Here is a 23,031-nt window from a genome sequence, read left to right as displayed (position 1 = left end):
TGGACTAAGCACGTATGCACGCGGAGAAGCGAAAACTCATCGAGGTCTCGATGCCCCTCGAGGTCATCAATCGGGAGTCAGCACGCGAAAAGTCCATACGCCATGGACACCCGTCCACGCTGCATCTGTGGTGGGCCCGACGCCCCCTTGCCGCGGCCCGTGCCGTGCTCTTCGCCCAGCTGGTCGATGACCCTTCCTCACACCCGGACCGGTTTCCTACCGAAGAGGCACAGGCCACCGAGCGCGCCCGCCTCCACCGCATCATCGAGCAGCTTGTGGTCTGGGAAAACTCGAACAACAAGGCACTCCTCAAGGCAGCTCACGCCGAGATCGTGAAGTCCGCTGGCCCCGACGGCCCGCCCGCCATCCTGGATCCGTTTGCGGGCGGTGGATCGATCCCGCTCGAGGCTCAGCGCCTCGGCCTCGAGGCCCACGCGTCCGACCTCAACCCGGTGGCTGTGCTGATTAACAAGGCGCTTATCGAAATACCGCCAAAGTTCGCCGACGCGCCACCTGTCTTCCCTGAGCTTTCTGAGAGGCAGACGACGGCGTGGTCCGGCGCCGAAGGCCTGGCCGCCGATGTCCGTGCCTACGGCGAGTGGATGCGCACCGCCGCACAGGAGAAGATTGGCCATCTGTACCCCCATGCCGAGCTTGGTGCCGGACAGACCTCTGACGTCATCGCTTGGATCTGGGCTCGAACTGTAACCTGCCCCAACCCTGCTTGCGGAATCGCGATGCCACTCGTCCGCTCTTGGTGGCTGGGCAAGAAGAAGGGAAAAGAAGCCTACGTCGTGCCATCCGTAATGGACGGCACAGTCAGCTACTCAATCGGAACGGACCCGGACAACGCACCATCCCCCGTCGACGACGGGACTGTAGGCCGGACAGGTGCCGTCTGCATCTCATGCGGCGCCGGCGTGGCCCTGAAATACATTCGTGAACAAGGCCAAGAATTTGGCTTGGGCTCAGACCTGATGGCCGTCGTTGCAGAAGGAAAGCGTTCACGTATCTATCTAGCGCCCGACGATCACCAGTTGGACACGGCCGCCAGCTGTCAGACTCCTGCTGACGTTCCGGATGGCGACCTACCGAGGAACCCCCGCGATTTCAAGACACCCAATTATGGGTTGACGAGGTTCTCAGACCTGTTCACAAGTCGGCAGCTAATAGCTCTAACTACTCTTAGCGACCTAGTCATTAGAGCGCGAGAAAGAGTTTTTACCGACGCATTGACGGCAGGACTCCATAAAGGCGAACGTCTCGAGGCTGGCGGAACAGGAGCGGCCGCCTATGCTGATGCGGTGGCACTATACCTTTGTTTGGCAGTTTCAAGAATAGGCGATCGAAACTCGGCTGTCTGCACCTGGGACTCAAGTACAACAAAGGAACAGGTACGGGGAATTTTTGCCCGCCAGGCCGTTGCCATGGCTTGGGACTTCGCCGAAGCCAACCCATTCGCGTCATCCAGCGGGACGTTGGCGGAAAGCGTGAATATTGTCGGACGCGTCGTAGAACGCTTAGGAGATGGAATCGGTGGGACAGTTTCCCCCGAGAACGCTGAAACCCGTTCATATTCCGGCTACGTCGTCTCCACAGACCCTCCCTATTACGACAACATCGGCTATTCGGATCTTTCCGACTTTTACTACGTCTGGCAACGACGTATGTTGCGCGGTGTATTTGACAGTCTTCAACGAACGGTTTTGGTCCCAAAAAGCGAGGAGTTGGTTGCTAATCCCTACCGTCACAACGGTAAGACTGCTGCGGCCGAATTTTTTGAATCTGGTTTCGAGAACGTGTTTCGCCAAATTCGACGTGAAGCAGCGGCTGATTACCCAATCGCCATCTATTACGCCTTCAAACAGGCAGAAAAAACCAAAGACGGGACGTCAGCAACGGGCTGGGCCACTATCTTAGAAGGCATCGTCCGTGCGGGCTGGACTGTCACTGCCACATGGCCGGTGCGCAGTGAACTCAGCAACCGCATGATTGGTTCGGGTACGAATGCGCTTGCTTCATCCATTGTTCTCGCCTGCCGCCCACGTAGCGAATCAGCGTCGTCTACCGATCGCGGCGGGTTTTTGGCCGTCCTCCGCCTCGAGCTTCCATCCAAGCTCCATCAGCTTCAGCAAGCCGCCGTGGCTCCGGTGGACCTGGCCCAGTCCACCATTGGACCTGGAATGGCGGTCTTTACGAGGTATTCAAAGGTCACTGAGGCAGACGGCTCTGCCATGAGCGTCCGCACGGCTCTCGAACTCATCAACCAAGTGTTGGCGGAAGTGCTCAATGAGTTGGAAGGCGACTTCGATTCAGACACCCGATGGGCGCTCAAGTGGTTCGACCAGAATGGATTCGATGCGGGATTATTTGGCGATGCCGAGAACCAGGCAACAGCACTGAACACCTCCGTTCCCGGAATGGAGCGCGGCGGAATACTGACCAGCCGTGCAGGCAAGGTCCAGCTCTTTACCCCGGCCAAACTACCTGACGACTACGATCCCCGCCGCGACCAGCGTCTCAGTGTCTGGGAGGCTGCGCTTCACACAGCTCGTATCCTGGAAGCCAAGGGCATCGAGGATGCTGGCCAGCTGGTCGCCAGGCTTAAACAGACACCCGGTTCGCGGATCGATTTGGACGCAGTGAAAGAACTCGCGTACCTCCTGTACTCGATCGCTGAACGGAAGAACTGGTCTGCCATTGGCCAAACCTTCAACAGCCTGGCCACCGCGTGGCCAGATATCCTGCGGGCCTCCGAATCAGGCGCATCCACCACCACACAGACCGGATTCGACTTCGAATTCCTCGACGACGAGTTCTAGAAAAACACATGGGGGCATCATGGCAATGAGCAATCTCGACCGAATCGGCAAGGCACTCGATATTTTGGCGCAGGGCCTGGAGCCCTTCGTCGCCGAAGCGCTCGCATCTAAAGTGCCCCCAGGCAAGGACTGGACGATCATTCTCGCTGCCAAAGATTCACAAAACGGGGCGGCAAAACAGTACAACCGATTCGATCCCAATGATCAGCTCCGAGCACTCACGGAAAAACTGATTCCCGGTTGGTTCCCCTTTGACGGCAAACTCTCCCGAGCAGAACAGAATTTAGCTGGCGAGGCCCGCGATATCCGCAATAACTGGGCGCACCGAAAACCAGTCAACTTCGACGACGCCTATCGTGCACTGGACACTCTCGAACGACTCTTGCGAGTAGTTGGGTCGCCTGTTGGCGCCGATCAAATCAGGGCTTCCCGCGAGGACCTCCGCAACAGCAACTTCCAAAAAGACGTCAAGAAGGCCACCGCATCGGGTGTCCTCACGGAAACGGGATCGTCCACCATCAAAGCCTGGCGCGACGTCGTCAAACCGCACCCGGATGTCATCAGCGGAACCTTCAATGCCAGTGAATTCGCAGCTGACCTCCACATGGTGGCACAAGGTGTCGGATCCGAGGAATACATCGATGCTGTGCAGTTCTTCCGCCGCACCTACCTGACCGAAGGCCTCAAGGATCTCCTCGCGAAAGCCGTTCGCCGCATTAGCGGCGATCTCAATGCTCCCCCGGTGATCAACCTGCAGACCAACTTTGGCGGCGGCAAAACCCACTCGATGCTCGCCCTCTGGCACATCATGTCAGGCCACGAACTCGGTGAGTACCCTCAGGAAATTCAAGAGCTCCTCAGTGGCACCGATCTCCAGGCGCTCGGAACGTGCAGGCGCGCCGTCCTCGTGGGAAATCACATCGCCGTAACGCCGGGGAAGGACACCGCCAAGGAGGATGGCACCGTCGTCAACACATTGTGGGGCGAACTCGCCTGGCAGCTCGGTGGCCGCTCGGGCTACGACATCGTCAAGGAATCAGACGTCTCCGGAACCAATCCAGGCGCCAGCCTTAGGACGCTGCTGAGCCGCTACTCGCCGTCGCTCATTCTCATTGACGAATGGGTGGCATATGCCCGGCAGTTGTACGCGCGGGATGGCTTGCCAGCCGGCACCTTCGACACGCAGTTCACCTTCGCTCAGACGCTCACCGAAGCTGCGAAATCAGTTCCCGGCGTCATGCTGGTGGTCTCGATTCCAGCGTCCGACCACACCTCGGAAGGCCGAAAGGATTCCTCGTCCGACCTCGAAGTCGGCGGCGCCAACGGCAAAGCTGCACTCGAGCGTCTTCAAAACGTGGTCCGTCGGGTGGCAGATCAGTGGCGGCCAGCAACGTCCCGCGAATCATTCGAGATCGTGCGCCGGCGGCTGTTTGAAGCTCCCTCCGGTGATGCTTCCGTCGACATCTCATCAACGGCTCGACAGTTCGCGGAGTTCTATAAAAATCATCGGGATGAGTTCCCTGTCGAAACCATGGATCGCGAATACGAGCGCCGCATCGCCGAGGCGTACCCTATCCACCCCGAGCTCTTCGAGCGCCTCTACCGCGATTGGTCCACGCTGGAGAGGTTCCAGCGAACCCGCGGCGTGCTGCGGCTTATGAGCACAGTGGTCCACGAGCTATGGATGGCTGGTGACCAGAGCCCCATGATCATGCCGGGCAGCGTCCCGCTCGACACCGACGGTGTTCTCACCGAGATCACGCAGTACCTCGACGACCAATGGAAGCCCATCATCGATGCCGACGTCGACGGCTCGGCAGCTACCCCGGCCCGGATAGATGCGTCGAGGCCAGCCTTCCAACAGCGACTTCTGTCTCGACGCTTGGCACGAACGATTTTCCTGGGCTCCGCCCCAACGCTCCGCAGCGCGCACAAGGGCATTGAACGTCAGCATGTTGCCCTTGGAGTGGCCATCCCCGGCGATGTGGTGGGAAACTTTGGCAGCGCGCTTCAGCTCATGTCAGAGCAGGCCACGTACTTCTATTCCGAGTCCAGCCGCTATTGGTTCGATGTCCAGGCCTCAGTGAGCCGCAAGGCTAAGGACATTGCCGAGCGACTGCACAAAGAAGACGTCTGGCAGGAGATTGTGGACCGCCTCAACAAAGTCGAGGGGCGCGCGACTTCCGCGTTCACCGGAACGGTCGTGGCGCCGTCGTCCTCCTCGGACGTTCCTGATGTGGAAGGCGTTCGGCTTGTCCTCCTTCACCCTAAGCACCGGCACCGAAGCAAAGCGGAAACAAGCGACGCCCTGGCGTTCGCTCACGATGTGTATGAACATCGCGGGTCCGCGAATCGGCAGCACCGCAACACGGTTGTGTTCCTGGCACCCGACGAGAACGAGTACGTCTCGCTTGATACTGCGGTCCGTGACTTCATTGCGTGGCGCGACATCAACGGCCAAATCGATGATCTCGGGCTGACTCGCCAACAAGAAACCCAGGTCAAGGCACGGCTCGCGGAAAGCCGTAAGGCGGTGGATCTCCGACTGTCCGGCACGTACCTATGGGCCCTCGCGCCCGAGATCCACGAGGGCCACGCGGTCCAATGGTCAAAACAGAAGATCGGCAGCGGCACGGAGTCGCTCACAGAGCGGACAGGCACGGCGCTGGTCCGCTATGATGCGTTGCGCGTGGTCAACGCACCGGCCGCGATAAAACAGGCCCTCGATGGGCGTTTAAGGGCACGCTGGAACGCTGGACGCATCACTGTAGGCGAGTTGTGGGGGTACTACACGCAGTACGCCTACCTGCGGCGTATCCGTGACCGCTCAGTCCTCGAGACAGGTGTGCGTGCCGTGCTGGAGTTGCCGACTTGGAGTACCGAGGGCTTCGCTCTGGCGGAGGGGTATGACGAGGCTTCAGGGGACTTCCTCGGGCTGGCACTACCCATGACTAATGACTCGTTTGGGACTATCACCGACTCGACCCTGTTGGTAGATCCAAGGCTGGCTGAGAAGCAGCGGGAGCGAGAAGCGGCGAAGGCACGCGCAACTACCGACGAGCCCGCGGATATAACCGAGGGTAGAACCTCTGGCGGCAAGGAAGACGGGAGGACGAGGCTGCCGTGGGAGCAGCTGGAACCGGCAAAGCGTGAGCGCGCCAAGAATGTAAGGTTCACCGGCACGTTCTACGCGCGTGCTGAAGCGCTCAGAGCGGATCTGCAGAAGGTCTACGACGAGGTGCTGAATCATCTTGCCACCGTGCCCGATGCCGACCTCGAGGTTTCAGTCGAGGTCATCGCCAACCGCGCCGCAGGATTCGATGCCGAGACCGTACGTGTGGTCCGCGAGAATGCCACGCAGCTCAAGTTCGAGTCAGCTAGGTTCGAGGACGAGTCATGACGGGTCCTGTGGACCTCTTCGGGGGCGAAGAGGCCGTAGAGCGTGTCACGTTGCCTATCGATTCCAAAGCCATGGAGGGCCTTGGCAAGCATCACACCTTGAGCTCGGCGATCGCCGACGTAATTGACAACAGCATAAGCGCTGAAGCCAATGCGGTATTGGTTCGGTTCCTGCAAAGTCAAGGGACCGTTGTTGGCGTACAAATCGTCGACAACGGGAAAGGGATGACTCCGGCTGGGCTCCGCGACGGGATGACCGTGGGCCGTCGTCGCTGCTACAGGCCGGACGAACTCGGCCACTTCGGCATGGGCCTCAAAGCAAGCTCCCTCAGCCAGGCCAATGTGCTTAGCGTGTGGACCAGGGCAGCGAATAACGATCCGACCGGCATGCGGATGACGAAAGACTCCATGATGAATGGCGCTCAGTGCGACATCCTCAGTAAATCCTCCGCACTCGCGCACCTCTACGCATCTGATTACGGCTTCGATCTGACGACGGGCACAGTCGTGCAGTGGTCCGACGTGCATGGCATGTCTGCGGCCGATAATCTCGCAGATCAGACGCGATGGTTCGAGAACGCACTTGTGGCGCTCAAGCAAGAACTGTCTGTCATCTTTCACAGGCTCCTAGAGACCGGTGCAGTAGACATCTACGTCGATGTGTTCGACGCTGCCAGCTCCAAGCAGGGTTTGAGTTCCAGGCTCGAGCCCACCGACCCGTTCGACTACAGGCAAAGCGGGCACGACGACTACCCGATGAAACTGACAGGACAGGTCGGCGGTCAGGAGTTCACGCTCGAGTGCCACATTCTGCCAGCCGGTGGATCATCTGCCGCGGCACGTCTCTTGGGCAAAGACAGGGAACACCACCAAGGCATATTTGTGTACCGTCGCGACCGACTGCAGCATCTCGGCGGATGGCCGAAACTCCTCCCTAACGAGAAGGCATTGCAGTTAGCCCGGGTGATTTTCGACGTCGGCACCGGTATCGACGAGCACGTCAAGATCAATCCTGAAAAGACCGGAGTTCAATTTACTCCGGCCTTGACCACGGCAATCGACAGAGCTGTTAGCAGTTCGGGCGTGACGTTCCGTCAGTACCTGGACACGGCCAGAGGCGCCTTCAAAGAGTCCAACCGGCGTACGAGAGAACATCGGCGCTTCGCACCCATGGGGCGCGGCTTCTCGGATGCAAGCAGGACAATGATCGCATCCAATGAAAAGATGCTCAGACCGAACTCAGAGCCGATCCAAATTGCTTGGAAATCGCTCAGCATGGGCCTTTATGAGATCGACTTGGAGGAGCGGACCATCTACCTGAACCAGAAATACCGAGAGCACATCAACGGCGGTGCGCCCGGCTCCACCAATGACGCGCAATTTGTTAAGACCCTGCTCTTCGTGCTGTTAGAACACGAGTTCCTTAAATCACATCTGCAGAGAAACAAACAACAAGAACACTTCCGTTTGGCAATGGCACTTGAACTAGCACTGAATGACGACATCGAACGTGTCTCCAAACCACTTTCTGGGAGCGACCATGAGTAACCTCCAGCACCGATTTTTCGATCCGGATTCTTTAGAGAGACTATTCGCCGAACGAGAGATCTCGAGGCACCGTGTTATCGACTCTCCGAGGTGCGAAATCACCATAGACCCCATCCACGAAGAGATCGCCCTGACTGCGCCGGCCGAGGGAGCTGAGCCGGACGTCAGCAAATTTAGCCGAATTTCCTTTGCCGTCCTCGGCGATGGTCCCGACGGTGAGTTCGAGATCCGAGTGGATGCTGCCGACGCCCACTTCGAGGCCTACAACATCCTGACGGCCATCATTGATGAACTGTTCGCCGGCTCGAGCTTCGCGCGGGCTACAACGGCAGCACTCGGCAACTACAAGGCGTTGCTGCGTGGCAAGAGCGGACTAAGCGCCGAACAGCAGCACGGGTTGTACGGTGAGCTACTCCTCATGCGCCAACTCATCGCTTCAATCGGTGAGGCTTTTGCCGTCGATGCGTGGCTGGGGCCAGCGAGCGAGCAACACGACTTCGTGTTTAGCACTTTCGACGCCGAGTGCAAGACGACGACCAGCGAGAAGCGGATCCATACAATTGGCTCGGCATCACAATTGGAGAAGATACCAGGACGCGATTTGTGGCTCATTTCAGTGCAGATAACGCGGGCAGGGTTGGATTCGGGAGAGTCCTTGAACGAGCTGGTAACCGGCGTCGCTGAATCGCTGGACACCGAAATCGAGCGGTTCTGGGGCTATCTGCGAGGCCTCGGATGGCGCCGTGAAGACGGCGATTTGTATTCCCAGCGTTTCATGCTGCGCAGTCCCATCCAGACTTACCTTGTCACAGACGACTTCCCTGCAATTACCACCGCAGCGCTGAAGTCTGTGGTCCCGCACTTCGAAACTGTCAGTGATGTGTCCTACCGAGTGGACGTCAGCAGTAGGGAGCCCGCGACTGCACCTACTCCTCTACATCAAACCAATTCAATCGACCAACTAGTCTGACCAAGAAGGGACGGATCCTATGGGGGAAACGTTGTCGTCATCCGCAGTTCGCGAGGCCATCACCACCCATCTAAAGGTGATGGGCGCGGGCAGACCGAAAGCCTTGCTGGCACGAGTGAACAGTGAGCTTGAGCTAGAAGATTTTCCGGGCATAAAAGAAGATGAGCTAGTATCAGCACTAACGGCGGAGAACGTCAACGATGCCGTCCGGATGGAGTTCCAGCTCGCCCTGGCTAGGTGGGACGCCACGTCTCAGGGCGAGTGGTTCGAGGGCTCGGAGCCTGCAACCATTTGGCGCAGGGATCGCGTCCTAACGCTGCTTGGCTTCAGCGCCGGTGCCAAAGACGCGGTGAATGGGCAATGGCCTGTCCGGTCCGAGGAAGGCGACATTGTCATCGCCACTGAAGCGGACCCCTGGTACACGGACGAGCGCGCCAAGCAGCACTCGTTTTACTGGCCGGCATACCGCGGCGTACTTGCTGGCAAAGGGTGGCCGGCGGAGGCGATCGCAGACCTGGACGTCAGCACGCGTGAAGTGGTCAGCCGACTCAGCGACCCCACGAACGAAACTCCCTACCAGTCAAAAGGATTGGTTGTGGGTTACGTCCAGAGCGGCAAGACCGCTCAATTTACCGGGACGATAGCTAAGGCCATCGACTCAGGCTACCGACTTATCATCGTCCTCGGCGGAACTCTCAACATCCTGCGCACCCAGACCCAACGTCGTCTTGACATGGAGCTGGTGGGCAAAGAGAACATTATCGGCGGCATGGACGTGAACGATCCTGACCACCGCAAGGACATCGATTACCTGGACGATACGGATTGGGACAAGTTCCTCTCCCACGGGATCCAGCCCTCCGAAGCTGGTTTTGTCGATATCGTTCGCCTGTCGGGTTACGCAGACGACTACAAACGCCTCAAGAAGGGCCTGAACGCCCTCGAGTTCCGCACTGGTCTTCGAGACAAGACAAAGCCGCTCTACCATCCCGACAACCTGTATAAAGCTGATGCCAAGATAGTCGTCGTCAAAAAGAACACCACGGTTCTGAAAAAACTTGTGGCTGACCTCAGGTCCCTCAGGATCGGTTTGGCTGAGATCCCTACGCTCATCATCGATGACGAGTCTGACCAGGCGTCAGTCAACACTAAGCGTCCGTCGCTCACTGAGAAACAGGAGCGGACAGCCGTGAACCGAGAAATTGCGAACCTGCTCGGGACTCTTAAGCGAGGCCAATATGTAGGCTATACGGCTACACCGTTCGCGAACGTGTTCGTCGATCCTGAGGATGCGGAAGATATCTTCCCGAACGACTTCATCATCTCTTTGAAGCGGCCAGCAGGGTACATGGGTGCCAAAGACTTCCACGACCTGGACGTCGAGTTTGATAACGGGGCCAAAACCGTCGCGAACTCCAACGAAGCCGCCTTTGTCCGTCCAGTAAAGGGCGACGATCCGGCGTCGATCGAGGGCTCGCTGCGGAGTTCTCTGGACGCATTTCTGTTGTCTGGTGCCGTCAAGCTGTACCGCGAGGCCAACTCGGAGCTGACATTCAGGCACCACACCATGCTCGTCCACGAGTCCATGAAGATGAGCCAGCACAAGGACACTGCGGCACTGATTCGTGACCTTTGGGCAGGTGGGGGGTATTCATCGACGGGCCTCCAACGACTTGAAGCACTTTGGGTGGATGATTATTTCCCCGTCATGGAAGCTCGCACCGAGGACAAGTCCCTGGTTCCTTCCTCTTTCGAAGCGCTTCGACCGTACATTGGCAAGGCTCTCGACAAAATCAATTCCAGCCAGAACCCCGTGCTGGTTGTAAACGGCGACAAAGATCTTCAAGCTCACCAGGAAGACCTAAACTTTGACAAGAGGCCCGTCTGGCGAATTCTGGTCGGTGGAACAAAGCTGAGTCGCGGGTTCACAGTTGAGGGTCTAACTGTGTCCTACTATCGCCGAAAGACCCTGGCGGCAGACACACTAATGCAGATGGGACGCTGGTTTGGTTTCCGCGGGGGCTACAGGGACTTGGTGCGCCTTTACATCGGGCGTTCAGAGTTAAGTGGCCAGAAATACTTCGACCTCTATGAAGCGTTTGAGTCGATCGTCATCGATGAGGAACTCTTTCGCGAAGAACTAGCTCGATACGCCGAGCTTGACGAAGACGGCCGTCCGCAGGTCCGCCCCCGTGACGTGCCTCCCCTTGTCACCCAACATCTTCAGTGGCTGGCTCCCACGGCAGCGAATAAGCGGTACAACGCGGTCGTCACCGAACGCGGCGATGGCGGCCGGCTGAAGGACCTGAACGCGTTGCCCGAACAGAACGATACGATCAATCGGATGAACTTTAAGGCCGTACGTCCGTTGATCGAAGCCGCGAGCAACACCACGGAGTTCATCACAGACTTCGGCAAAGAGTATCCGTCGCGATACGGCGTCGTCCCTGCAGAGAGTTTCATCCAGGTCCTTGAGAAGACCAATTTCGGTAGCTTCGACATCGAGCCCCAACTACAATTCCTAAAGAAGGCCAGCATCGAAGGGCGAATCCGGGACTGGGTGATAATCCTGCCCGATCTGACGGAAGGCACTCCGGTGACAGTCGAGGGCCTTCCTTTGACTGTCTTGCAGCGTAAGCGCCGTGAGGAGAGGAACTGGGCGTTCTCGGGTAGCTCTGGCCGCCAGCGTCTCGCCGCGGAAGCCATCGCTGACCCAAGGACCGCCGAGGGTGTTACGGCACTGATAGAGGATCTCCGAACCCCCACGCGCGGAGCCATCCTTCTGACCCCTGCTCACGACCCAGGGAAGCGCGCACCGAGTAATCCGTCATCACTATCGGGAGATGTAGACCCAGCTGTCATCGCAGTCATGATCTCCTATGCTGCACCGTTGGCGTCTGCACCGAAGGGAAAGATCGGATTCACTGTGCGCAGCAAGAGGAAGGCAGATGCCGCCATCCTGACCAAGGGCGACGAAGGCTACAACCTCAGCGACCACGACGCTCGGATAGCGGCCAGCTGAAACTTGGCGGCGTGAAAACGGCACCAAAGTCGTTTTCACGCCGCCCTACTGTGAAACCGTCCATCGAGCGTCCATTAGCCACAATGCCGCCCTCCCTCGGGCGATCAACAGGCGCTCGCCGCCAGATACGACTATCAATCCATCAGCGGACAGCAGTTGGCAGCGAACATGAGATCCAAGGCGCAACCACTTAGGTGAGTCAGAAGTGCTGACGGCCGAATGGGTGCTACGGCTCGATCCAGCCCATTAGGTGAGTCGTCTCGTTGCCCGCATGCCAGCGGTTGGATATCCGGCTGTACCGAAAGGTGCCGAGCACTCCGAAGCCAGCGACTAGGACCCGCGCTCGGCTGTGGTCGAACAACAGCCGGGTAAGCGCACTCTTCTGCGTCTTACTTCACGGGAACATTTGCGGCTACCTTGCGCAGATAGCTTCGCGACCAGCCGCCCGCCTCTAACGAATGGCTCACCCTTGAAGATTCCCCAGCTCCACGCCGGTTCCGGTATGTGAGTATTCGCTCTTGAGGGGTCCATGTGTGGTGCGGGTTAGCGCCGGGGTCCGAGCCCACGATTTGCGCTGGTCAGCGCCGGTGTTGGTCTGGTTGAGCGCCACCTGCAAGGCTCCTTCCACCGCGTGACGGCCACGTGGTGGAAGGAGTACCGGTAATGGTACGGAAGATCAAGGCGAAGCTCGTCTTGCAGTTGCGTAACCAGGGCCTGTCCGGCAGAGCGATCTCGCTTGCTCAGGGCATGTCCAGGCACAGCATTCAGGCGGTGATCGATGCTGCGGATCAGCTCGGGCTCGGTTGGGACGACGTTGCGGAGAAGTCTGAGGGCGAGGTGTATCTGACGCTGTTTCCCGGTCGCGGGGTGCGGGAGAGCGTGTTCGCGCAACCGGACTGGGTCCAGGTGCACCGCGAGCTGGCCAGGGTTGGTGTGACGTTGAAGCTGCTGCACCAGGAGTATCTCGACCGGTGCAGTCGGGCCGGGCAAGCGGCGATGAGTTATGACCGGTTCTGCAGGCTTTACGGGGAATACGCCAAGGTCACTGGCGCGTCGTCCCGGGCCGGTCATAAGGCCGGCCGCAGCGTCGAGGTCGACTGGTCCGGGCCGACGATGCAGCTCGTTGACCCGGCAACGGGAGAGGTCTTTGAAGGTGTATTTGTTCGTCGCGTGCCTGCCGTTCAGCAGTGGAGGCGACGCTGGATATGCGGCAGGAGTCGTGGCTGCGCGCGCATGCGGCGATGTTCGCATTCTTCGGCGGCACGGTCCCGCGGCTCGTCCCGGACAACCTCAAGACCGGGGTGATCTCTCACCCGCGCGAGGGCGAAGTCGTCCTCAACGACGCCTATCGCGAGATGGCGGCGCATTATTCGGCGGCGGTACTACCGGGCCGGGTGCGGCACCCGAAAGACAAAGCGAGCGTCGAAAACACTGTCTCCCACGTCGCCACCTGGGTGATTGCGGGTCTGAGGCAGGAGCAGTTCACGTCCCTGGTGCAGCTGCGGGCCCGGATTCGGGAGCAGACCGATGCCTACAACCGACAGCCGTTCCAGAAGCGGGAAGGCTCCCGGCTGAGCGTGTTCACGGCCGAGGAGAAGCCGCTGCTGCAACCGTTGCCGGCGATGGCTTTCGAGATCAGCACCTGGACCTACGGGCGCAAAGTAGGCCGGAACGGACACGTGGTCTGGGCAAAAAACTTCTACTCCGTCCCGTTCACCCACATCGGCGCGCATGTTGATCTTCGCGTCACGGACACCATGCTCGAAATCTATCGGGGTGATGAACGCCTGACCAGCCACCTGCTGCTGCCCGTGACGACGACGAACCAGTATCGGACGAACGAAGCCGACCTTCCCGAGGGGCACGGCTGGCAAGCCTGGGACCGGGCCCGGATCGACGCCTGGGCGTTACGGATGGGACCGGCGACCGTGACCGTGATCGAGAAGATCTTCGAGTCCGTCCGCATCGAGGAAGCCGGCTACGACCCGGCACTGGCGGTCCTGCGCCTGTCTCGTAAGTTCTCGCCAGCCCGAGTGGAAGCCGCATGCCAGCTCGCGCTGCGCGGTCCGATACGATCGCCCCGCTACGCCCACCTGCGGCCGATCCTGGACACCGGGCAGGACAAAACCGGGTACGTCGAGGAGCCTGCTGACGAAGATGGCGGATACGTGCGCGGCAGCTCCTACTACGCAGGAGGGACCCGATGAGCCGCCTCGACACGGAAACCAAACGCAAGCTGCGGGAGATGAACGCGGGCGAGCTGCTGGAAGCCATAGATACCCAAGACGAGACGCTGAGCATCAGCCTGCCGTTCGAAGATCGTCTCCGGCTGGTCGTCGATGACGCCTACGCGTCGTTCACCCATGCCAAAGTCACCGGCCTGATCCGGCGGGCGGGGCTGCGCTACCCGAACGCTGACCTGCGGCGCATCGACCTCCTCGACGAGCGAGGTCTTGACCGGCTGCTGCTGAGCCAGCTGGGCACCTGCTCGTTCGTGGCCCGGCAGCAGAACGTTGTCTTCCAAGGGTTCACCGGGTCGGGGGAAGTCCTACCTGGGATGCGCGATTGCTAAACGCGCATGCGAACACCGCGTCCGCGCGCATTACGTCCGCATGCCCGACCTCGAGGAAGCCTGGGTCGCCGCCCAAGACACCCCTGGCGGATCCGGCAAGTTCCTGCGCAAATATGCCGCATTCACCCTGCTCGTCATTGATGAGTGGCTGCTGGATCGACCCACCGAATCGATGCGCACCATGCTGCTGGAACTGATGGAACGCCGCTACGGGGAGACGTCAACAGTGTTCTGCACCCAGTACTCGCAGAAGGACTGGCACCAGCGGCTCGGCTCCGGCGTTCACGCCGACGCGATCATGGACCGGATCATCCACAACACGATCTGGGTCGAGACAGGCAACTACAACATGCGCGAGCACACGGCACTCGCAACCGCCTAGCAACTGTCACGGAGGGCGTCAGCGGCGGCAGGCCATGCGACCGCTGGCGCTCTCTCGCGCGAACCCCGGCGCTGAACCGCACGAACAGGTGGCGCTCAAAGCTTCAAATACTCAGTATGCACGTGAATGCCGGGCGCGTTCTTCCCGTCTGGGTAGATACACCCGGCTGATTGGCCAGGCGTGAGGCCATAGCTTCGGCTCGAGCCGCCGGCGGACCTCCGTCGGTGTTTCCGAAGCGCTGAACGCCCGGGCCTGCAATCTTTATCCAGATGCCTGGGGAGCTCGACGGCAGACAACTGTGGCTGGCGTGCAGGCACGGCCTGGGGGCCGAACGTGAGGGCGAGCGCCGCCGTTCGGCCGTTCTTTTCCCCACCCACCGCATAGCTCCCATGGAAGGCAGGGCTCGAGGCAGTATCGAAATCACTTAACTAGCTTTATCCTAGGGTCTCGCCGAGTCGGACTGGCGGCCAATACGCAAGATGTGGGGGTTGTAAAATACTTCGTTCTGGCGTAGCGTAGCCAATATTCCCGTATCCAACGGGCAATACGTGAGATCGGATACCCCGTGAGCCAGATTCCAGATTCGGACGTCACCTCCACACGGACGAAGCGGACGGTCATGTTCGGTCGCGTGGCCCTCCCCGGAATCGGCTACAAAATGGGCACGCGTCAGATGGTCACCACAGTGATGAGCCCGGTGAACTTCGTCGGCACGGTGGGTGGCCGCGAGAACTGGGATCCGCTGTCGGGGAGCGGGACCAATCGCAAAGAGGACAAGGCGCACCGGGAAGGGATCGCCAAGTACATCGAGACGACTGAGGACTACGTCCTCAACGCCTTGCTCGTCTATATGGGCCTAGAGGACGCCCATTTCGAGCCCGACGATCCTGAGGCGCCTATCAGTCCGGGGATCCTCTACGTACGCCCCGGAGCCAAGTTCAAGGTTGGGGATGGGGGGCACCGTACATCCGCCTATAGCGACGTCATCCAGGCCCATCAACACGGCGACGATGTCCTGAAGCGGCTCACCGATAACGGCCAGCCGGTTACCGTCGTACTCGACGATGACCCAGTTCGCCGCGCACAAGACTTCACTGACCTTCAGAACAACGCCAAGCCACTAAACGCCTCGATAGCACAGTCTATGGACCGCCGGCAAGCCATCAACCGCCTGCTCATCGAGCGTGTCATTAAGCCGTCCATCGTCCCCGTGGTTGCCAATAACCGCATAGAGTTTCTTGTCGACTCTCCGGGCAAGCTCTCGCCCAAGATTATGGGCTTCAAAACGCTACGTTATGCAACCGGCACTCTGCTGATAGGAACGGGACAGCGCACTACCCGCGGCTGGGAGGAAGCGGTAAACCTCGCGCTTTTAAAGGACGAGGACGGGGCATACAACGAGATCCTCGAGTTCTGGACCGGTTTCAGCCAGATACCGCCAGTGGTCGAGGCCCTCGTTACCGAGAAGGGCGTCGTCTTGCTGCGGGAGGCCACTTGGCTGACCAGTGCCAACGTCATCTACGCCATCGCTGCCGCAGTCCACCGTGCCTCCAATTCCACGGGGCGGAGCATCTCGCAGGTGATGAAGCCGCTTGACGAAATCGACTTCCGACGTGCCGGAACCACATTGATCGGGACCCTCGTGGATGAGGATAGCGGAAAGGCCCTTGCCGGGCGCGAAGCGTGGGAAAGCGCTGCGAGCGAGATTGCCAAGCGGCTCGAATCCAGCTTCCTTTGAGCACGGCACGGTGGCGAGCAAGCCGTCGTTATTCGGCCGAAGGCTGAACCGGCCATAGCCATCCCGCCAACACCTCAGGCAGTGGCAGTGGCAGTCCTATCGACATCTTGCGCCAAGGAGCTCATTATGGCCGGCACACCCTTTCCCAAGACACCCATCAACAATGCAATTCTCATCGCCGCCGCGCTCGACGCGGCAACCGTCGGTGATGCCAGAGTAGTGCAGGACTTGATCGCCCGTTCCGTGGGAAGGCGCTACAAACGCCCTGTCGGCGACAAGGTCAACAATCACGGCCTCATTGGGTCGTCTGGCAGCTATGACCTCAAGCTCATCGAGCTCGTCACGAACATGCAGGATGCCGTCATTGAGCGACTTGCCCTCAACCGCTGGCGTAGCCCAGAAACGGTGCCCTACGCCAGTCCGCACGAGGCTGCCGGAGCCCTGCTACCTGCCCAGGAGACCTTAGGCGAGCACCCAGTCAGCGTGGTGTTCCGTGAGTCGGACCGTCCGACCAGCAGCACAAAGCGGCTCACGGCCGTCTTCCGTGACTCGGGATGCGGCCTGCGGCCGGAGCATTTGCCTACGACAGTCTTCCAGCTCGGCGGCAGCTACAAGGAAGATCGGCTGTATCTGCAGGGTGCTTTCGGTATCGGTGGTGCAATGACCTATCGCAATGCACGCGCCGTAGTCGTTGTCAGCCGTCGCGCACCTGAACTCCTGGCGCCCGGTGAGCAGGACATGATTACCGTCGCGGTGGTCGAGTGGGAGGCACTGACCAAAGGAGCAAGTGCCTACTATCTGGTCGATGGGCCCTGGATGCAGCCAGGTGACAAGGCAGTGCCATGGTCATGCCCTGCTTCCGACATGCCGGGATTCGGCCCAGGCACGCACGTCGCGCTGATAAGCTACGGGGTAGACGGCCTCCAGCGTGTTCGCGAGGGCGACGCCAAGACATTCGATACAGTCGTCAATACTCGTCTTTTCCGACCGGTCATGCCCGTCCGTTTCACCAACGAGATCAGCGGCCGAGGCCGAAGCACCAACATGCGCGGCCTCGCAAGCCGGCTTCGCGACAACCCCAACGCCGACCGCCCCGAAGGCGAGGAGCTGCTGCCCTTCAACAGTGGCGGCACTACTTATCAGTTACCCGTGCGCTACTGGGTTTTTGCTAAAGAAAATCAGCCTGGTGCGCGGAGCTCCTTCGCGGCCGCCGGTCACGTCGTACTGTTCCTGTCTAACGGTCAGGTCCACCACCACTGGACCGCTGCGGAATTCAAGAGCAAGACCGCGCTCAAGCGGCTGAGCGATCGTATCTTGGTCACCATCGACACCGACCAGCTCCCCATTCAACTGCGCACGAGCCTGTTTACTGCTGATCGAAGCGACCTAGTCCGCAACGATCCCGCCCTTAGATTGGAGGAGACTGTCCGTAGTTTCCTCGACGACTGGGAGCCGCTGCAACAAGAGAACTCCCGCCTCATCCGGGAGGCCCTGCGCACCGATAGTGACATGCCGACCTTCGATATCGCGCGCCGCATCGGCAGGATTCTCAGCCTCAAGGGCTTCGCCTTGGGCGATGGCAACGGATCCGCTGGCAGCGCTCCGGGTCCGGGCAATGCCTCCAGCAGCGGCGGCGGGGTTACCAAAATGGTCGACCTGAACGCCGACCCGACCAGGATAACCGGTCCGGCTACCGCACGAGCCGAGATCGGCAAGACCCGATCCATTCCGTTCACGATCGATGTGGTGGACACCTTCTTCACTTCAGGACGCGGCCAGCTTACGGTCGAGTGCGATCACGCAGGCATCGGAGAGCAGGAACTCGCTCTTGGGCAGGTGCGCAACGGTCGTTTCCGCGTCATGGTTGCAGTACCCGAGGGCCTCGAGCCGGGCATAGAGGAGCTCAGGATCAGCCTTCGCGATTGGTTCAAAGACAGTGTCGGCCTAGGAGAGACCATCACGTTTTGGACGAAGCTCGAATTGGTTGAGTTTATCGGTGCCACCGGCATGGGATCCGGCAAAGCCACGGGTGGTGGCAGCGGAGAACAGGGAGCGCAGCCGGGCAGAAACGTTGCGTTGGTCTGGACGGATCACGACGCGCAGGACGAGTGGACGAGGGCGACCGTGGGCGAGGTGGTCCCGACCGCTGCAGCGGACCTCGCCGCCACGCGCTCGGAGTATGGCGACCTTGCTTCGCTGGGGCAGGCCCTGATCCCCGTGGTCATGCTCAACCAGGAATACCCGCCCCTCAAGCAGTACCTGCAGTCTCGGTCCAGGAACCTGGTCAGCCTTGACACCCCCCGGGAGACGTATGCGCTCGGCGTCGGGCTTGACCTGCTGCTCCTGCACCAGGAACAGCAGCGGCGTGAGACCAACGAAGAGATCGTCGACGAAGAGCTGCTCGCCTTCGCCCACACCGCGGCGGCGCGGGCTGTTCTTTCCGTGATGCCTGCCTTCGACGAACTCGCTAAGCAGGCGGGACTAGACGATGGAGCTGACTGAGACTCTCCTTCCGCACCCAGCCCGCAGTTACCGTAGGCCCTGTGCCAGCACCTTGTCAGCCGCCCACCTACAGCCGCCGCTGCCGGAACATCGGAAACGACTCCCGCACACGGTGCACCGTCTCCAGCGAGACATCCACCGCCCGAACACACGCTTCCAACCCGAGATCGGATTCCGTACCCCCATGGGATCAATCAGGATACTGCGGCCCACTGAGACCGGCAGCGCCTGGCACACGCCTGCCACGTACACGCTGTTCTCGATGGCCCGCGCCGCGTTCAGCGCGAGCCACTGCTCTGTCCTGTGGTTCCCGGGCACCCAAGACGAGCAAACGAGCAGGACCTGGGCGCCGGCGTCGGCCAGTGACCTGGCCAGTTTCCGGAAACCGCAGACCGTAGCAAATCATCAGGCCGAACCGCGCTCCCCCGGACTCGAATAGCACCGGGCTGGTGGACGGGCCCGGTTTGATGAACGCCGACTCACCGAAGCCCTGGGCGTCGAACAGGTGGATCTTCCGGTAGACGGCGAGCCGGTCGCCGTCGGGCCCGAACGCCAACAGCGTGGCACTGAGCCGGCCGAAGACCGCCTTCGGCAGCACCGAGTCCCGGCCCATCGCGTACAGCAGGCGCGAGGCCACTGGCCTGCGCTGCGAGGCCGGAGGCGAACTGCGCCACCACCAGGTCGGCCAGGAACACGGCGCCGAACGGCTGCCCGCCGATCTGCAGGGCGATGGAGCTGACCGCGGAGGCCGAGTGTCGAACACCTGGGTGGAACAGTTGGGTCATCTAGGACACCGCCCCGAAGAAGCCGCCGCCGGTCAGGACCACGAAGATGATGGCGCGGGGCATGGTCCTGCGGGGGTAGATGGTTTCCTCGATGCGGGTGGTCACGGCGTCGAAGCCCAGGAACGAGTACGCGGCGATGGCCGCGTCGGCGGAGATGGTCGCGAAGCTGGCGGAGTCGTTGAAGAACAGCCGCCCGCTGGCCAGTCTCCCGGCGCAATTGGCGGACATCACGTTACCGATAGCCAGCGCCACGAAGAACACGGTGACCAGCAGCCGGAATGCCATCAGCACGTAGTGGCCTTGTCCGCCACTTTGGTGCCCAGGATGTTCAGCTAGATGTATTGACCTGAGAGGCTGGTGACGCGGCTGGCCGGTGTCTGACCTTTGAGGGCAGTGTGGGCTCGATGGTGATTGTAGGCGTGGAGCCAGCCGGCGAAAGCTGCGACACGCTCGGCCTCTGAGCGATAGGGGCAGCTGTAGGCGCATTCCTCCAGCATGGTGCGGTTGAACCGTTTGACCTTGCCGTTGGTCTGCGGCCGGTAAGTGCGGGTGCGTTTGTCCTTGATCTCCGGTCCCAGGGCCTGGGCGAAGGCCCGGGACCGGTAGCAGTTCCCATTGTCGGTCAGGACGCGCTGAACCGTGATCCCTTAGGCCTGGAACCAGGCGTTGGCGCGCAGCCAGAAGGCTGCTGCTGTTTCCTTTGTTCGTCCGTGAGGATCTCGGTGTAGGCCAGACGGGAATGGTCATCGACGGCGTTATGGAGATAGTGGTAGCCGGGCCTGCGGTTGGCCGTGGCGCCGGTCCTGTGCTTCCGGCCAGCGACCCTGCCCAAGACCCGGTGCCCGCCGCCGTCCGGGATCCGGCCGAGATTCTTGATGTCGACATGGACCAGGTCCCCGGGCTTTTCGTGTCGTCGGATCACCCGCCCGGTGCCACGATCGAGCCAGGCCAGTTTCGCAAGCCGGTAACGGGACAGAACGCGGTGCACGGTGGACGGATGGATGCCCAGCAGATAGCCGATCCTGGCAGGCCCCCACCGGCGGTTCACGCGCACGGCGATGATCCGCCGTTCCGTGCGCGTTGCCGTCCGCCGGGGAGAAGACCGCGGGCGGCTGGACCGGTCCTGCATCCCATCCGGACCATGCTCGCGGTAGCCCTGAGCCCAACGAGCAGCAGTTGGCACCGAGACCTAAAACACGTTCCGCAGCCGGCGCAGACTCCAACACTGGTCAACGACACATTGCGCGAGCTGAGGCCGGCCGCGAGGCGTCAGAAGAGCGTTAGGGTGGGACATGAAGACCTCCGTGCGTGGAATTGGACTCTAGACAAGCCCCACTCCACCCGGAGGTCTTCTTCATGTCACCAAACCACGCCGTGAGCGTCACTAACGTTCGTGGTCAATACAGCTAGATGAGCTGGGGTACCTGAGGCGGGACTTGGTCTGAAGCAGTTGACTGGTCCGTCTTTTACTAAGCCAGCCGAGAACTTGCGGTGGGAAACAAATGACGGGAGCCTCCGAAGCCCGGGACACTTATGGACGCGTAGTCCTAGCGAGCGGCACACTCTTCGATCACGTTGAGCAAAGCAGGGACTGCCCCGGGCCCCCCGGGGAGGCGCCGACACGAGGCTAAAGGGACAGGCGAAACGTCCCGGATTTTGTCGATACAGTCAATGAGGGCTTTGTCCGACGTTACAAAATAATCGCAGTCAGCCATGTAGACACCAATTTGATTGTCAACCGCTGTTCCAGGTGTCGTTTTTCGCGTTCGCTGAGCGTAATTTAGTGCCCAACGAATCCATTGGCGGGGTAGGTCGTTTACGGAAGCATCCCGCGTCCAGAACGTAACCCATTCTGCCCGTTGAGTTGCAATCAGGTCGACCTTCAACCGCGGTGTCATCCACTCGAAGTAGGCCGAGGAGTGACGCCTAGGGAATAGCTCCTCCCACCAGTTAAACATGCCTTCCGCTCGCCACGCGTCGAACGGAAGACCATCCCACCCGTCCCTCGGCACTTGGAAGCTGACGCGTTGGTCGAAATTGATTTTTTCGAATGTCACCCCGTTGGTCAAAGCATCCTGGCGGAGAAATTCCGATGCAGCTCGAGCCGCCTGCAGACGGCCGTGGTCCAGCGAGTTGATTCGTTCTGCTTCTCCCGCAACGTCATGCCGGGCTCGCTGCCACCAACCGTGCTTCCAATCTGATTGCAATCGGTACCACTGGCGCATGTCCGGACTTGGTAGAAGCCAGTCCGGCCGGTGTTTGGATATTGCCTGATGCAGCTCTGCTGCTTCCGTGTATGCCTCAGGCATAAGCCGTGTCCAGGCACCCTCCGTCATGGCCTTGGCCAATTTGCGGCGAACCACTGCGTCGTTGCCACGTAGCGCCTCGAAAGCGACCGCGGGGCACGCGACGATCTGCACTCTGGACTTTGCGGCGCGGCGAACCTGCTCCACTCCGTCGGCGTCGACGAGGTAGCGCCACACATTACTGTCAAGCATCAATCGGGGATATTCCAACCTATTCCTTCCAACCGAAATAGCAGAACTCCGACCAGAGGGCTAATCGTCCCCTGCTGCTTCGTTCGCTGGAAAGTCGGAGATCCTCGCCAGCATCTCTCCGGATACGAAGTAAGGGTTGTCATCATCGTTCAGCACTTCGATGAGGACCGCGTCCCCGTCCCGCTCGAGGATACGGAACTGGTCGCCGGCGCGAAGCTTCGGCTCGCTGCGACCCTCACCGTCGCGGTGAGCGTGAACTGTGAACATCTGACCCGTCGTCGGGCTGTGTGAGGTGCGCTTCTCGATGGCGTCTTTCGCAGCCTTGAATACACTCGGCACAAATGAGCCCACGACCCCGCCAACCGCAAGCGTGCCTCCGAGGATGAGGCCTACGGCTTTCTTGGGTCCACCAAGTGCCTTGACGATCGTTGTTATTGTCTGGTAGCCGCCCAGGTTACTCATCCACATTTCCCCTCTTAGGTCTTGTTCTTGATCACTTTACCGGCCCTCTGGCATTGGCTGAGTCCAGAGGCCGGGCGTCGGAGGCCGACCGCCTTAGGGTCCTGAAGCAGCTTTCTAAGCATGGAGCGAATCCTCGCTGGCGCAGAGGCATCGGCACCGAGCGGGCTCCTATCGTTTGCTCCCAAAATCGGCCGTTACCCCCCTAGACCAACGAACATGCAGCGCCGGAACGCCCGGCTAGACCGGACGCGCCCTTCGTGTGCCCAACCCCCGAATTGGTTCAAGCACCTGGTTCAGTCGCCAGGCACCGGGTGCTTATCGCGGTCCTCAG

General features: G+C 60.4%; 11 protein-coding genes and 4 pseudogenes. 9 read left to right on the top strand and 6 right to left on the bottom strand.

What is annotated here, in order from left to right:
• Positions 1 to 14: 14 nt before the first annotated feature.
• The 9 genes and pseudogenes from ACTHQX_RS12345 (at position 15) to ACTHQX_RS12305 (ending at position 18,955) form a co-directional block, all read left to right on the top strand.
• Positions 15 to 2,822: a DUF1156 domain-containing protein gene (locus tag ACTHQX_RS12345; RefSeq protein ID WP_440157993.1), complete on the top strand. Its 2,808-nt coding sequence runs from the start codon at positions 15 to 17 to the stop codon at positions 2,820 to 2,822.
• 25 nt (positions 2,823 to 2,847) lie between these two features.
• On the top strand, positions 2,848 to 6,222 hold the full coding sequence (locus tag ACTHQX_RS12340) for a DUF499 domain-containing protein (protein WP_440157992.1): 3,375 nt from the start codon (positions 2,848 to 2,850) through the stop codon (positions 6,220 to 6,222).
• Positions 6,219 to 7,769 (top strand): ATP-binding protein, encoded by a 1,551-nt coding sequence (locus tag ACTHQX_RS12335; protein ID WP_440157991.1) that lies wholly within the window; start codon positions 6,219 to 6,221, stop codon positions 7,767 to 7,769. The genes ACTHQX_RS12340 and ACTHQX_RS12335 overlap by 4 nt, the downstream gene beginning before the upstream one ends.
• The gene (locus tag ACTHQX_RS12330; RefSeq protein ID WP_440157990.1) at positions 7,762 to 8,739 is read left to right on the top strand and encodes a PD-(D/E)XK motif protein; all 978 of its coding nucleotides are present in this window, start codon (positions 7,762 to 7,764) and stop codon (positions 8,737 to 8,739) included. Before ACTHQX_RS12335 ends, ACTHQX_RS12330 begins: the two co-directional genes overlap by 8 nt.
• 19 nt (positions 8,740 to 8,758) lie before the next feature.
• Positions 8,759 to 11,761 (top strand): Z1 domain-containing protein, encoded by a 3,003-nt coding sequence (locus ACTHQX_RS12325; protein ID WP_440157989.1) that lies wholly within the window; start codon positions 8,759 to 8,761, stop codon positions 11,759 to 11,761.
• Positions 11,762 to 12,424: 663 nt separating this feature from the next.
• Positions 12,425 to 13,968 (top strand): annotated as a pseudogene (gene istA, locus ACTHQX_RS12320) (IS21 family transposase).
• Positions 13,965 to 14,715, top strand: a pseudogene (locus ACTHQX_RS12315) (ATP-binding protein). The pseudogenes istA and ACTHQX_RS12315 overlap by 4 nt, the downstream one beginning before the upstream one ends.
• Positions 14,716 to 15,280: 565 nt before the next feature.
• Positions 15,281 to 16,453: a DNA sulfur modification protein DndB gene (locus tag ACTHQX_RS12310; RefSeq protein WP_440157988.1), complete on the top strand. Its 1,173-nt coding sequence runs from the start codon at positions 15,281 to 15,283 to the stop codon at positions 16,451 to 16,453.
• A gap of 126 nt (positions 16,454 to 16,579) precedes the next feature.
• Complete coding sequence (locus ACTHQX_RS12305) at positions 16,580 to 18,955, top strand: hypothetical protein (protein ID WP_440157987.1); 2,376 nt, start codon at positions 16,580 to 16,582, stop codon at positions 18,953 to 18,955.
• A 27-nt stretch (positions 18,956 to 18,982) separates the two neighbouring features.
• Here ACTHQX_RS12305 and ACTHQX_RS12300 read toward each other — a convergent pair whose 3' ends face one another.
• The 6 genes and pseudogenes from ACTHQX_RS12300 to ACTHQX_RS12275 all read right to left on the bottom strand — a co-directional run bounded on the left by ACTHQX_RS12300 (position 18,983) and on the right by ACTHQX_RS12275 (position 22,700).
• Positions 18,983 to 19,294 (bottom strand): nitrilase-related carbon-nitrogen hydrolase, encoded by a 312-nt coding sequence (locus tag ACTHQX_RS12300; protein ID WP_440158047.1) that lies wholly within the window; start codon positions 19,292 to 19,294, stop codon positions 18,983 to 18,985.
• Positions 19,295 to 19,403: 109 nt separating this feature from the next.
• Positions 19,404 to 19,568, bottom strand: a pseudogene (locus ACTHQX_RS12295) (hydrolase); the annotation flags it as partial.
• Between the two features lie 172 nt (positions 19,569 to 19,740).
• A complete protein-coding gene (locus tag ACTHQX_RS12290; protein WP_440157986.1) occupies positions 19,741 to 20,031 on the bottom strand; it encodes a hypothetical protein in 291 nt (96 codons plus the stop codon).
• Between the two features lie 41 nt (positions 20,032 to 20,072).
• Positions 20,073 to 21,034 (bottom strand): annotated as a pseudogene (locus tag ACTHQX_RS12285) (IS481 family transposase).
• 253 nt (positions 21,035 to 21,287) lie between these two features.
• Positions 21,288 to 22,238: a hypothetical protein gene (locus tag ACTHQX_RS12280; protein WP_440157985.1), complete on the bottom strand. Its 951-nt coding sequence runs from the start codon at positions 22,236 to 22,238 to the stop codon at positions 21,288 to 21,290.
• 60 nt (positions 22,239 to 22,298) lie between these two features.
• On the bottom strand, positions 22,299 to 22,700 hold the full coding sequence (locus ACTHQX_RS12275; RefSeq protein WP_440157984.1) for a hypothetical protein: 402 nt from the start codon (positions 22,698 to 22,700) through the stop codon (positions 22,299 to 22,301).
• Positions 22,701 to 23,031 lie beyond the last annotated feature (331 nt).

Origin of the sequence: Arthrobacter sp. SAFR-023 (assembly GCF_051965295.1) — a bacterium.
Lineage (GTDB): Bacteria > Actinomycetota > Actinomycetes > Actinomycetales > Micrococcaceae > Arthrobacter.
Note: the sequence above shows the minus strand (reverse complement) of the source record. Positions and strands in the feature narration are given on the sequence as shown.

Bases quoted from the DNA above. Each gene is read 5' to 3' on its own strand.
- ACTHQX_RS12345 (WP_440157993.1), top strand. From the start codon at position 15: ATGCACGCGGAGAAGCGAAAACTCATCGAGGTCTCGATGCCCCTCGAG.
- ACTHQX_RS12340 (WP_440157992.1), top strand. From the start codon at position 2,848: ATGAGCAATCTCGACCGAATCGGCAAGGCACTCGATATTTTGGCGCAG.
- ACTHQX_RS12335 (WP_440157991.1), top strand. From the start codon at position 6,219: ATGACGGGTCCTGTGGACCTCTTCGGGGGCGAAGAGGCCGTAGAGCGT.
- ACTHQX_RS12330 (WP_440157990.1), top strand. From the start codon at position 7,762: ATGAGTAACCTCCAGCACCGATTTTTCGATCCGGATTCTTTAGAGAGA.
- ACTHQX_RS12325 (WP_440157989.1), top strand. From the start codon at position 8,759: ATGGGGGAAACGTTGTCGTCATCCGCAGTTCGCGAGGCCATCACCACC.
- ACTHQX_RS12305 (WP_440157987.1), top strand. From the start codon at position 16,580: ATGGCCGGCACACCCTTTCCCAAGACACCCATCAACAATGCAATTCTC.
- ACTHQX_RS12280 (WP_440157985.1), bottom strand. From the start codon at position 22,238: ATGCTTGACAGTAATGTGTGGCGCTACCTCGTCGACGCCGACGGAGTG.
- ACTHQX_RS12275 (WP_440157984.1), bottom strand. From the start codon at position 22,700: ATGAGTAACCTGGGCGGCTACCAGACAATAACAACGATCGTCAAGGCA.